Origin of the sequence: Halomicroarcula saliterrae (genome assembly GCF_031624395.1) — an archaeon.
GTDB lineage: Archaea > Halobacteriota > Halobacteria > Halobacteriales > Haloarculaceae > Haloarcula > Haloarcula saliterrae.
This window is the reverse complement of the sequence record NZ_JAMQON010000001.1, coordinates 958158-970762: the sequence shown is the minus strand read 5'-3', so window position 1 is coordinate 970762 and position 12605 is coordinate 958158. Positions and strand designations below refer to the sequence as shown.

Here is a 12605-nt window from a genome sequence, read left to right as displayed (position 1 = left end):
CCGACCAAGCTTCGGTATGCTCTCTGCCCCCGAGTGGCTCACGCTGGAGGTGAAAGACGTCGACCGTATGACCGTCTTCTACGACGCCTTCCTCGAACTCGACATCGTCGAGGAAGGCGAGTCCGAGGCCGTTCTCGCGGCCGGTGACACCGAACTCCGACTCCGCGCGCCCGGAGCGGTCCCCCGGGGCGGACTCCACACCCACTACGCGCTCACGGTGCCCGAGCGCGAGTACGACGACTGGTACGACCGGCTGGGGGAGCGCTTCGACCTCGTCGAGCAGACCTTCGGCGAGGCCCGCTCGCTGTACTTCTACGACCCGGCGGGCAACTGCGTCGAACTGGGCGAGCGGGACGTCGACGGCAGCGGCGTCACCGGGCTGTTCGAGTTCGTGCTGGAGGTCGAGGAGCTCGACGCCGCAGTCGACCTGTACGAACGGCTCGGCTTCGAGACCGTCGACGACGGCCGCGAGGAGGGGCGCGTTCGCCTCACCACCGGCGAGTTCGACCTCGAACTCTGGTCGCCCCGGCTGGGTATCGCCGACGCCCGCGGCGGCGTCCACGTCGATTTCGGCGTCGTGGCCGACGACCCGAGCGACGTCGCCCGCGAGGTGGCCGACGACGCCCTGGCAGTCACGTCAGTCGAGGAGGGCGTCCGCATTCGGGACCCCGACGGTCACTACGTGACGCTCGTCAGCGAGTGATATCGCTCGGGTGTCCAGTCAGTCGCTGTTCGTTGGCTACTCAGTTCTCCTCAGGTGTCCAGTCGGTTCTTGTCGATAGTGACGCCCGCGGGGGTGACGATGAGAAAGCCCCGGAAGTGCATCAGGTCGCCGCCGGCGTCTTTCACCGGCCGCGCAAAGCCCGAGGCGAGCGCGTTCATGTCGCCGTCGACGTTCAACACGAGGACGGCGCCCTCCTCGATGGCCTCGACCCACTCCGCGTCGTCGGTCGTTCCGTCCAGTACCCCGAGGACGACCCGGTGGCTCCCGCCGGTCTCCTCGTCGGCCGCCATCTGGTCCTCGACCGCCTGCAGGTCCAGCCCCTCGAAATCACTCATGGTGGATACGCACGCGTGCGACCAGCAAAAATCTGCTCCCCGCGTCTGACGCCTGGCGTGCGCGATGCAGTACCGTCGAGAGGGACGCTGTGGGGATACCCGCAGCCACCCACCCCACGTTTCCGACGTAGAGACAGAGGGAACGGGGAGATACTCACGTGGAGTCCGCCCGTGGAGTAGTCACCGAGCTGTGAGCCGACAGGGAGGGGAAAAATACGTCGGAAACGTGGGGTGCGCCATCTCTCTCCGACGGGTCGGCATCGTATCGCGGTACCGTGTTTCCGGCCAGCTACGTCGGAAACACGGCAAAAGTATAAGAATAAGTATATTAGGATTTCACGCCTTTTGGGGCCCGTAATATCGACTCTAACGTCGGAAAGACGGTGACTTGAAATCCGCGGGTTTTATGTCCCCTGTTCCCACACGTCTCGACGCTAGATGACATCCGATTCCTCGTCAGGCCCTATCGACGACCCGCTCTTTACCTCCGGACACCGGATTTTCAAGAACAAAGACCTCCTGAAAATCGGGCACGTCCCGGAGGCGGACCGTATCGTCGGGCGCGACGAGGAGATCTCGAAGCTGGCAAAGCGCTTGAACGGGGCCGTTCACGGCTACTCCCCCGAGAACGTGATGATCTACGGAAAGACGGGTGCGGGGAAGTCACTCGTTTCGAGACACCTCTGTCAGCGAGCGAAGAACGCTGCCGGCGACGACGTGGATATCGGAACGGCGTATATCGACTGCGCCGAGGACACGACGGAAACACAGGTCGTCTCGTCGCTCGCGATGAAACTGAACGACGAGGGCGTCACGGATATCGCGGTGCCACACACCGGTCTCAGTACCTCGAAGTACTACAAACTGCTCTGGCGGATTCTGGACATGCGGTTCGATTCGGTCATCGTCATCCTCGACGAGATCGACCTGATGGACGAAGACAGTCTGCTGATGAAGCTCTCCCGTGCGGAAGAAGCCGGAAAGATAACGTGTAGCATCGGCATCATCGCTATCAGCAACAAAGTCCAGTACATCGACCAGCTCAACGAGCGGGTCAAAAGCAGCTTTCAGCACAAGGAGCTCTTCTTCAAACCCTACGATGCGAACCAGCTCCGCGAAATCATGCACAATCGGACGGACGCGTTTCAAGACGACGTGTTGACGGACGACGTCATCCCGCTGGCTGCCGCGTTTGCCGCCCAGGAACACGGCGACGCTCGGAAGGCGATCGATATCCTCCGTCACGCTGGTGAGGTCGCGAGTGAGAGTGACGCCGATACTGTCCGTGAAGCGCACGTCCGACAGGCACAGCAACACGCCGAGAAGGACCGGTTCCGGGAGCTCGTCAGCGGGTCGCCGACACAGGCGAAGACCGCGCTGCTGGCACTGACCGAACTCAGCCTCAACTCCGCCGAGGACTCGTTCCTGACGAGCCAGGTGTACGACCAGTACGAGCGCATCTGTGCACACGTCGAGCTAGATATTCTGTCGGTCCGCCGGTTCCGTGATCTGCTGAAAGAGCAGGCGTTTCTCGGTATCGTCGAAATCGAGAAGATCAACAAGGGCAGCGCGGGTGGCATCCATCTGCAGAACCGTCTCATCGAGGACGCACATATCGTCCGGGAGACTATCCTCGAAGACACTCGCATGCAGGAGTGGTCCACGGAGTAACCCTACCCAGCATCGGGACCATTGAGTAGCCCCACGGGGCACTGGGAACTACGACGGAAACGTGGGGTGGGTGTGCGACCTGTTCGCAACGTCGGAAACGTGGGGTGGGCTACAGATATCCGAGACCAGCGCAAACGTAGGGCCGGCTACGGATAGCCCCAAACGTCGGAAACGTGGGGTGTGTCTCCCGAACAGCGCCCGACGAATCGTCCACACTCCGGGGCCCAGCGCTGTATCGCCTTGTCACGGGTCGCTGCCGCCACGCCGTGCCGATGAACAACTATAAGTACCGGAAGTGACCAGTATCACCTGCTTATGTCCAACAATGAGGGCACGTCGGGATCCCCGGCGGATCGAGTTCTTCCAGGGCACACTGGATTCCACGTCTGAGATAACAGACGCACGTATTTTCGACACCACACTGCGCGACGGTGAGCAGTCGCCACGCACGTCGTTCAACTACGAGGACAAACGCGAGATAGCGGCCGTACTCGACGAGATGGGGACCCACGTCATCGAGGCCGGGTTCCCCGTCAACTCCGACGCGGAGTTCGAGGCGGTCCGCGACATCGCCGAGTCCACCCACGTGACGACGTGCGGACTGGCGCGTGTGGTCGAGAAGGATATCGAGGCAGCCCTGGATTCGGGTGTGGACATGGTCCACACCTTCGTCTCGACGTCCGACGTACAGTTACAAGACTCCATGCACGCGACCCGCCAAGAGGCGCTCGACTCGGCCGTCGAGTCGGTAGAGCGCATCACGGAGGCGGGCGCCGAGTGCATGTTCTCGCCGATGGACGCCACCCGAACGTCGGAGGACTTCCTCATCGAAGTCATCGAGGCGACATCGGACGCGGGCGCCGATTGGATCAACATCCCCGACACCTGCGGGGTCGCGACGCCGCGTCGGTTCTACGACCTCATCGAAATCGTCGACTCGCACACGGACGCGAGAATCGACGTCCACACCCACGACGACTTCGGGTTCGCTTCGGCGAACGCCGTCTCCGGGTTCGAGGCCGGCGCGAGCCAGGCCCAGGTGTCGGTCAACGGCATCGGCGAGCGGGCGGGCAACGCGGCCTACGAAGAGGTCGTGATGGCGCTGGAGGCGCTGTACGACGTGAACACGGGTATCGACACGACCCGTATCACGGAGCTGTCGCGACTGGTCGAGGAGAAATCCGACATCCCGGTCCCGGCGAACAAGCCCATCGTCGGGCGCAACGCCTTCTCCCACGAGAGCGGCATCCACGCCGCGGGCGTCATCGAGAACTCCGACACGTTCGAGCCCGGCGTCATGACCCCCGAGATGGTCGGCGCCGAGCGCGAGCTCGTGCTGGGCAAACACACCGGCGCACACTCGGTGCGGGAGCGTCTGGTCGATTCGGGGTACGCCCCGACGGACGCCGAAGTCCGCGAAGTGACCCGCCGCGTCAAGGAGTTCGGCGCGGAGAAACAGCAGGTCACGATGAGCGAACTGGAGCGGTTCGCTCAGGAGGTCGGCGTCGACGAGGAGAGCGAGGAGGTCCGGGCGTAGGCCGATGACGCCGGCTTCGGTCGCGACGACTCGCCACCAGCCGTGCGCAGTCTCGCGCGGCGGGAACGGCCCCGTTCGCCAGCGTCTATCACAGAACGTTTATTATCCAGCAACGTGGAAGAATCCACGTGATGACAGCGCGCACTGGCAGTGGGGCTCGACCGGCCGCCAGCGACGCGCTCCTTCTTCGCGACCTGGGTATTGTAGGGGCCGTCTAGCCCCACACTATCCACCTTCGTCCCGACCCGTACCGTTCACCGACCATTCACGACCAACTCCAGTCATGCACACACCACACACACGACGACCGTATCGACCGACCACCAGCGGAGGGGAGAGATGAGCGAACGCGCATCAGTCCCCGCCGACGAGGAGGGCGACGAACAGACGGAGACGAGCGACCAGGCGCCGGTCACCACCGGCGCCCAGTCCGTCGTCCGCGCGCTCGAAAACGCCGGCGCGGAGTACATTTTCGGCGTTCAGGGCGGCGCTATCATGCCCGTCTACGACGCGCTGTACGACTCCGATATCAACCACGTGACGATGGCCCACGAGCAGGGGGCCTCACACGCCGCCGACGCCTACGGCATCGTCACCGGCGACCCCGGCGTCTGTTTCGCTACCTCGGGGCCGGGCGCGACGAACCTCGTGACCGGCATCGCCGACGCCAACATGGACTCGGACCCGATGATAGCGCTGACGGGTCAGGTCCCGACGGAGTTCGTCGGCAACGACGCCTTCCAGGAGACCGACACCGTCGGCATCACCCAGCCGGTCACCAAGGAGAGCTACTTCGCCGCGGACTCGGACACCGTCGGTGACAACGTCAGCGAGGCCTTCGCCCTCGCCGACGCCGGCCGACAGGGGCCGACGCTCGTCGACCTCCCGAAAGACGTCACGCAGGGCGAGACCGACATCGAGCCCGCCGCACCGAAGACGCCGGACACCTACGACGTGCAGGAAGAGGCCGACGACGCGGCCGTTCAGGAAGCCGCCGAGGCGCTCGCGGCCGCGGACCGGCCGGTCATCCTCTCCGGTGGCGGCGTCATCAAGGCCGACGCCTCGTCGGCGCTGCGGGAGTTCGCCATCGAGTACGAGATCCCGGTCATCACGACGATGCCCGGTATCGGCTCCTTCCCGGAGGACCACGAGCTCTCGCTGGAATGGGCCGGGATGCACGGCACCGGTTACGCCAACATGGCCATCTCGAACACGGATTGCCTGCTGGCAATCGGGACCCGCTTCGACGACCGCCTGACCGGCGGCGTCGACTCCTTTGCCCCGGACGCCGAGGTCATCCACGTCGACATCGACCCCGCCGAGATATCGAAGAACATCTTCGCGGAGTATCCGCTCATCGGCGACGCGCGGAAGGTCCTGCGCCAGCTGTTCGACGCGATGCCGCGGGTCCCCGACGTGGACGAGTGGCGCGAGCAGTGCCAGACCTGGAAGTCGGAGTACCCGATGACCTACGAAACGCCCGACGACGAGCCGCTGAAGCCCCAGTACGTCGTCGAGACGTTCAGCGACCTGACGCCGGACGACACCATCGTCTGTACCGGCGTCGGGCAACACCAGATGTGGGCCTCCCAGTTCTGGGAGTACACCGAGCCCCGGACCTGGGTCTCTTCCCACGGGCTGGGGACGATGGGCTACGGCGTCCCCGCCGCCATCGGCGCAAAGCTCGCCGCCCCGGACCAGGAGGTCGTCTGCTTCGACGGCGACGGCTCGTTCCTGATGACGGTTCAGGGCCTCTCCGTCGCGGTCCGCGAACAGCTCGATATCACCTACGTCGTCCTGAACAACGAGGCGGTCGGGATGGTCCGCCAGTGGCAGGACGGCTTCTACGAGGGCCGACGGATGGCCTCGGAGTACCCGTGGATACCCCAGTTCGACAAGCTCGCCGAGGCCTTCGGGGCCCGCGGGTTCCGACTGGAGGCACAGGAAGACGTCGAGGAGACGATTCAGGCCGCTCGCGAGTACGATGGCCCGTCGGTCATCGACGCGCACATCGACCCCGGGGAGAACGTCTTCCCGATGGTGCCAAGCGGCGGCGACAACGGCCAGTTCGCACTGGAAGAAGACCACCTGGAGATGCTCTAATCATGACTGGAGGAATGCCCGGACCCGCGCCGCCGGAACGGATGCGCCCGAAAGGCCGACGCAACTCGCAGGGAATCCGCGTCGACCCCGAGGCCGAAGTGACCCACGAGCCCCGACAGGCTGTCCTGTCGGCGCTCGTCAAACACAAGCCCGGCGTGCTCTCGGAGGTCTCGGCCCTCTTCTCGCGCCGGCAGTTCAACATCGAAAGCCTGACCGTCGGCCCGACGGTCGATTCGGATACGGCCCGGATGACCATCCTCATCGAGGAGCCCGAGCCCGGCATCGACCAGGCGAAAAAGCAGCTCCGGAAGCTGGTCCCCGTCATCGAGGTGACGGAGCTGGACCCGACTGCGGTCCGCCGGGAGCTCGCCTTGATCAAGGTCGGTGGGGAGAAACCGGACGACGTGAACGCCGTGGCGGAGATGTACGACGGACAGGCCGTCGACGCCTCCACGGACTCCGTGACCGTCGAGATAACGGGCAGCAAACAGAAAATCGACGCTGCCGTCGAGGCGTTCAAACAGTTCGACGTGCAGGAAGTCGTGCGGACGGGGGCCGCCGCGCTGGAACGAGGCCCGACGACACTGAACAAACATGACTGACGAACTCAACACAACAGTCTACTACGACGACGACGCCGACGTATCGCACGTGACCGACGAGACAGTTGCCGTACTCGGATACGGCTCGCAGGGCCACGCTCACGCCCTGAATCTCCACGACTCCGGTGTCGACGTCATCGTCGGCCTCCGCGAGGGGTCGTCCTCCCGCGACGACGCCGAGGCCTCGGGCCTGACGGTCGAGACGCCCGACGTGGCGGCCGCCGAGGCCGACCGCGTTGTCATGCTGGTCCCCGACACGGTCCAGCCGGCCGTCTACGAGGCCATTCAGGACGGACTGGAGCCCGGTGACACGCTGCAGTTCGCCCACGGGCTGAACATCCACTACGGCCAGATAGAGCCCCAAGAGGGCGTCGACGTGACCATGGTCGCGCCGAAGTCGCCCGGCCACCTCGTCCGCCGGACCTACGACCGCGGCGAGGGGACTCCCGGACTGATCGCCGTCTACCAGGACGCGAGCGGCGACGCCAAGGCGGGCGCGCTCTCCTACGCGAAGGCCATCGGCTGCACGCGAGCGGGCGTCATCGAGACGACCTTCAAGGAAGAGGTCGAGACGGACCTCTTCGGCGAGCAGGCCGTCCTCTGTGGCGGCGTCACCGAGATGGTGAAGGTCGGCTTCGAGACGCTCGTCGACGCGGGTTACTCCCCGGAGATGGCCTACTTCGAGTGTCTGAACGAGCTCAAGCTCATCGTCGACCTGATGTACGAGGGCGGCCACATGGAGATGTGGAACTCGGTCTCGGACACCGCCGAGTACGGCGGTCTCACCCGCGGTGAGGAAGTCATCAACCGCGAGGGGATGGAGAAGATCCTCGAGGAGATTCAGAACGGCGAGTTCACTCGCGAGTGGATTCTCGAGAACCAGGCCGGCCGGCCGAGCTACCGGCAGTACCGACAGGCCGAACAGGACCACGAGATAGAGCAGGTCGGTAACGAGCTGCGCTCGCTGTTCTCGTGGGGCGAACAGGAAGAAGCCGAGGCACCAGCGGACGACTGAGAGTATGACAGAGCAGATGAAAGACGTGGATCACACGCATCCACACACGAACGACACGTTCGGCGACGCCTTCGCGCGGGGCCCGGCAGTCGCGGCCGACGGAGGACAGGATGCCGACGAGACGACGGAGACGATGGCGGACGTCGACCACGAGTCGGCGGACGAAGGCGTCGACCGCGCCTACGAGCGCGGCACCGAAGGACGGACGGATACAGTATGAGCAAGAACACGCTGTACGACAAGGTATGGGACCAGCACAAGGTAACGACGCTGCCGAACGGGCAGGACCAGCTGTTCGTCGGGCTCCACCTCATCCACGAGGTCACCAGCCCGCAGGCGTTCGGGATGCTTCAGGAGCGCGGCCTCGAAGTCGCCCGCCCCGACCTGACCCACGCCACGGTCGACCACATCGTCCCGACGGCGAACCAGGACCGGCCCTACTCCGACGACGCGGCCGAGCGGATGATGGCCGAACTTGAGGAGAACGTCCGCGACGCGGGCATCCAGTTCTCCGACCCGACGACGGGGGACCAGGGTATCGTCCACGTCATCGGTCCGGAGCAGGGCATCACCCAGCCCGGCAAGACCATCGTCTGTGGCGACAGCCACACTTCCACGCACGGCGCCTTCGGCGCCCTGGCGTTCGGTATCGGGACCAGCCAGATTCGCGACGTGCTGGCGACCCAGACCATCGCGATGGAGAAACAGAAGGTCCGCAAGATCGAGGTCACCGGCGAGCTAGACGAGGGCGTCGAGGCCAAGGACATCATCCTCGAAATCATCCGCCGTCTGGGCACCGAGGGCGGTGTCGGCTACGTCTACGAGTACGCCGGCGAGACCATCGAGAACCTCGACATGGAGGGGCGGATGTCCATCTGTAACATGTCCATCGAGGGCGGCGCTCGCGCGGGCTACGTCAACCCCGACGAGACCACCTACGAGTGGCTGGAACAGACGGACTACTTCCAGGAGCACCCCGGGAAGTTCGAGGAACTGAAGCCGTACTGGGAGTCCATCCGCAGCGACGCGGACGCCGAGTACGACGACGTCGTCGAAATCGACGCCGGCGAGCTGGACCCGGTCGTCACCTGGGGGACCACTCCGGGTCAGGGTATCGGCATCGACGACCCGATTCCGGAGCCCGAATCGCTGGCCGACGACAAGGTGGACACGGCCCGGCGCGCCCAGAAGCACATGCGCGTCGAGCCCGGCCAGTCCATGGAGGGGTACGACATCGACGTCGCTTTCCTGGGTTCCTGTACCAACGCCCGACTGCCGGACCTCCGACGGGCCGCCCGCATCGTGAAGGGGCGGCAGGTCGACGACAGCGTCCGTGCCTTCGTCGTCCCCGGCAGCCAGCGCGTCCAGCACGCCGCCGAGGAAGAAGGGCTCAAAGACATCTTCGAGGAGGCCGGCTTCGAGTGGCGCAACGCCGGCTGTTCGATGTGTCTGGGCATGAACGAGGACCAGCTGGAGGGCGACGAGGCCTGTGCCAGCTCCTCGAACCGGAACTTCGTCGGCCGCCAGGGCAGCAAGGACGGCCGCACCGTGCTGATGAACCCCCGAATGGTCGCCGCCGCGGCCATCAACGGGACGGTGTCTGACGTGCGCGACATCAAGGAGGTGACCTTGGCGTGACCGACGCGACCGAGGACATCCCGGAGGTCGACTACGTCGAGGGCACCGGTGTGCCCATCCGCGGTAACGACATCGACACGGACCAGATTATCCCGGCGCGGTTCATGAAGGTCGTCACCTTCGATGGGCTGGGCGAGTTCGCCTTCTTCGACCTGCGGTTCGACGACGACGACAACGAGAAGGAGCACCCGCTCAACGAGGCGCGCTTCCAGGACGCCAACGTCATGGTCGTCAACAACAACTTCGGCTGTGGCTCCTCCCGCGAGCACGCCCCGCAGGCGCTGATGCGCTGGGGCATCGACGCCATCATCGGCGAGGGCTTCGCCGAGATTTTCGCGGGGAACTGCCTCGCGCTCGGCATCCCGACGCTGACCGCCGACCACGAGACCATCAACGCGCTCCAGCAGTGGGTCGACGACAACCCCGACGGCGACATCGAGGTCGACGTGGCCGCCGAAACGGTCCGCTACGGCGGGCAGGAGATCAGCGTCTCCGTCGACGACGCCCAGCGGAAGGCCCTCGTCGAGGGCATCTGGGACACGACGGCGCTGATGAAGGCGAACCGCAACGCCATCGAGGAGACGGCCGCGAACCTCCCGTATCTGGACCAGACGCGGTCGGACGTCGAAGCGGACGATTAGCCGCGAGGCGTTTCATCGCTGAGCAGTGAGCGTGCGCTTCGCAGAGGCGGACGATTAGCCGCGAGGCGTTTCATCGCTGAGCAGTACGCGGCCGGCTCGCAGACGAGTGATCGCGAGACGTCTTTTCCCTGGACGGAGTTCGCCGCGTTGCACAGTCGATACCGAGCGACCGCAGACCGGAGCCCCCCGGCCGGAGTAATCACAGCGTAACTAACGCCCGGGAGCCGCCAGCGCGACCATGGCCACTATCGACTCCGGCGAGCGCTCGTCGCTCGCGGGGTTGCGGGTGACGGGACAGACACTGCTGATGCTCGCGTTCACGCTTGTCGAGACGCTCGCGCTCGGGCTCTGGCTGACGCTCGTCGAGAGCGCCCCGGTGATATCCGCGACTTCGGCTATCGGTCTGGGCGTGCTCTCTCTCGGGCTCGTGCTCGAACACGTGCTCACCGACGCGACGGTCAACGGGGTCTCCGCGTCGGTCCTGCCGGACGGGCAGGTCGTCGGTGTCAGCGTCTCCGAAGCGCTGCTGTGGGTGCTGTGGCTCGGCGTGGCCGAGCGAGTCGGCGGCGTCGACGGCGTCCTCGTCGCCGGGGGGCTGCTCGCGGTGTTGCTGGTGCCCCAGCACACCGTCGAGGACAACGTCCTGCGCGACGTCGACCCGCTCCAGTCCGTCGTCGACCTCGGCACAGTCGGGTTCAGCGTCGTCGAGGCCGCTGGCGCGACGGTGTGGCTCCTGCTGGTCTTCGAGGGCGGCCAGTTCGCCGGGCCGCTCGCGACGGTGGGGCTGGGCGGGGTCGACCCGGCGGCCGTCGGCCTGGGGGCGCTGGCAGTCGTTCTCTTCATCGAACACGATATCGGCGTCGCGCTGGCGAGAAAGGGGTAGGACCGACCGGCGTTCCTCACGCACTGTCGGACGGCGTCTCGCCGCGACCCTCACCGCGGCAGATTCGGTCCTCGTCGGCGACGGCGAAATCGCCTAGAGCGGGCCATAACTGTACATTCGCTTGCATTTTCGGCTACCAAGGTATTTGACACCGCGGGTCATTGATGCCAGCTATGCGAACGAGACGGAGTCTATTGCGAACGGTCGGCGGCGTCACTGTCGTGGGCCTGGCGGGCTGTAGTGGGGGCGACTCGACCGACGGCGGGTCGCCGACTAACGGTTCGACGCCGACTGAGAGTTCGACACCGACTGACGGTTCGACGCCGGGAGAAACAACCGAAGACGGGGACGGGAGCGCCGGCTCACCGGGCACGTGGCGGTCGCTCGACGCCGACGCGGGCAACACCAGCTCGAACCCGGACGCGTCGGGCCCGGAACGCAGTCCGACGCTCGGGACCGTCTACGAGCAGACCACTGTCGAGAACATCCTGACCGCGCCCGTCGTGGCGGGCGAGACGGTGGCGTTCCTCGACGAGTCCGCCATCAGGGCGGTGTCGCTGTCCGGCGACCAGCGCTGGCAGTTCGGCTGGGGCGGCGACCAGTCGCCCCCGCCGACGCCGGCACTCCGGGACGGGACGGTGTACTTTCCGACGACGGACGCGCTCGTCGCCGTCACGGACGGGGGTGGCGAGTGGTCGACCGACCTCCCGGGACAGCCAGCGTCGAGCCCGATAGTGACGGCCGACGGGGTGTATCTCCTGACCGAGGGGGAGGAGTACACCATCGTCGCCTACGACCACGACGGCGGGAAACGGTTCGAGCTACCCGCCGAAGAGGCGCTGTCGGCCCCGGCCGTCGACGGGTCGACGTTCTACCACTACCGGGAGCGGGAGTTCGACGAGACGCAGGTGGTCGCACGCAGTACGGCCGACGGCGGCGTCCGCTGGACGAACAGCGACTTCGACAGCAGTTCGGCCCCCGTGGCCGCCGACGGGACCGTCTACTGCATCCGCCCGGACCGGTACGGGGCCGTCGTCGTCGCGCTCTCGTCGGTCGACGGCACCGCCGAGTGGGTGTCCGACGTCGTTACCGACGAAATCGTCGGCGCGCCCGCCGCCACCGGCGAGACGCTGTACGTCGCGACGACCGAGGGCGTTCGGGCGTTCGAGACAGCCGACGGGAGCCCGGCCTGGGACGAGCCCTACGCCGCCGATTCGTCAATCACGGGCCAGCCCCGCGTCGACGGACACTCCGTCTACATGGCCGACGGGGACACGGCCGTGGCCGTCGACCGGGAGACGGGCGAGCGGCGCTGGTCGACCAGCTTCGGGACCGACGGTGACCCCGGCGTCCTCGGCGTCTGTCCGGTCGGTGACCGGGTGTACGCGACCCTCCAGCGCCGCGTCGTCGCGCTGGAGTGACCGGGACACTGGGGGCCGACACCGAACCGAACCAC

At 65.9% G+C, this 12605-nt stretch carries 12 protein-coding genes; 11 read left to right on the top strand and 1 reads right to left on the bottom strand.

What is annotated here, in order from left to right; all coding sequences use genetic code 11:
- Positions 1 to 16: 16 nt before the first annotated feature.
- Entirely contained in the window at positions 17 to 703 is a 687-nt protein-coding gene (locus NDI56_RS05320) for a VOC family protein (protein WP_310918375.1), read from the top strand.
- Between the two features lie 50 nt (positions 704 to 753).
- Here NDI56_RS05320 and NDI56_RS05315 read toward each other — a convergent pair whose 3' ends face one another.
- On the bottom strand, positions 754 to 1059 hold the full coding sequence (locus NDI56_RS05315; RefSeq protein ID WP_310918373.1) for a DUF5779 family protein: 306 nt from the start codon (positions 1057 to 1059) through the stop codon (positions 754 to 756).
- Positions 1060 to 1497: 438 nt separating this feature from the next.
- Here NDI56_RS05315 and NDI56_RS05310 point away from each other — a divergent pair, with 438 nt between their 5' ends.
- From NDI56_RS05310 to NDI56_RS05265, 10 genes are all read left to right on the top strand, one after another.
- On the top strand, positions 1498 to 2730 hold the full coding sequence (locus NDI56_RS05310; RefSeq protein WP_310918372.1) for an orc1/cdc6 family replication initiation protein: 1233 nt from the start codon (positions 1498 to 1500) through the stop codon (positions 2728 to 2730).
- A gap of 325 nt (positions 2731 to 3055) precedes the next feature.
- On the top strand, positions 3056 to 4267 hold the full coding sequence (locus tag NDI56_RS05305) for a LeuA family protein (protein ID WP_310918371.1): 1212 nt from the start codon (positions 3056 to 3058) through the stop codon (positions 4265 to 4267).
- A gap of 339 nt (positions 4268 to 4606) precedes the next feature.
- Entirely contained in the window at positions 4607 to 6370 is a 1764-nt protein-coding gene (gene ilvB, locus NDI56_RS05300; RefSeq protein WP_310918370.1) for a biosynthetic-type acetolactate synthase large subunit, read from the top strand.
- Positions 6371 to 6384: 14 nt separating this feature from the next.
- A complete protein-coding gene (ilvN, locus tag NDI56_RS05295; protein ID WP_310918923.1) occupies positions 6385 to 6972 on the top strand; it encodes an acetolactate synthase small subunit in 588 nt (195 codons plus the stop codon).
- Complete coding sequence (gene ilvC, locus NDI56_RS05290; RefSeq protein ID WP_310918369.1) at positions 6965 to 7987, top strand: ketol-acid reductoisomerase; 1023 nt, start codon at positions 6965 to 6967, stop codon at positions 7985 to 7987. Before ilvN ends, ilvC begins: the two co-directional genes overlap by 8 nt.
- A 4-nt stretch (positions 7988 to 7991) precedes the next feature.
- Positions 7992 to 8207, top strand: a complete 216-nt coding sequence (locus NDI56_RS05285) for a DUF7989 family protein (protein WP_310918368.1) — start codon at positions 7992 to 7994, stop codon at positions 8205 to 8207.
- Positions 8204 to 9625 carry a 3-isopropylmalate dehydratase large subunit gene (leuC, locus tag NDI56_RS05280; protein ID WP_310918367.1) on the top strand — a complete coding sequence of 474 codons (1422 nt, stop codon included), beginning with the start codon at positions 8204 to 8206 and terminating at the stop codon, positions 9623 to 9625. The genes NDI56_RS05285 and leuC overlap by 4 nt, the downstream gene beginning before the upstream one ends.
- Positions 9622 to 10266, top strand: coding sequence for a 3-isopropylmalate dehydratase small subunit (gene leuD, locus NDI56_RS05275; protein WP_310918366.1), 645 nt, complete (start codon positions 9622 to 9624; stop codon positions 10264 to 10266). The genes leuC and leuD overlap by 4 nt, the downstream gene beginning before the upstream one ends.
- A 238-nt stretch (positions 10267 to 10504) precedes the next feature.
- Positions 10505 to 11149 (top strand): hypothetical protein, encoded by a 645-nt coding sequence (locus NDI56_RS05270; protein WP_310918364.1) that lies wholly within the window; start codon positions 10505 to 10507, stop codon positions 11147 to 11149.
- 173 nt (positions 11150 to 11322) lie between these two features.
- Positions 11323 to 12570: an outer membrane protein assembly factor BamB family protein gene (locus NDI56_RS05265; protein WP_310918363.1), complete on the top strand. Its 1248-nt coding sequence runs from the start codon at positions 11323 to 11325 to the stop codon at positions 12568 to 12570.
- The last annotated feature ends 35 nt before the right edge of the window (positions 12571 to 12605 follow it).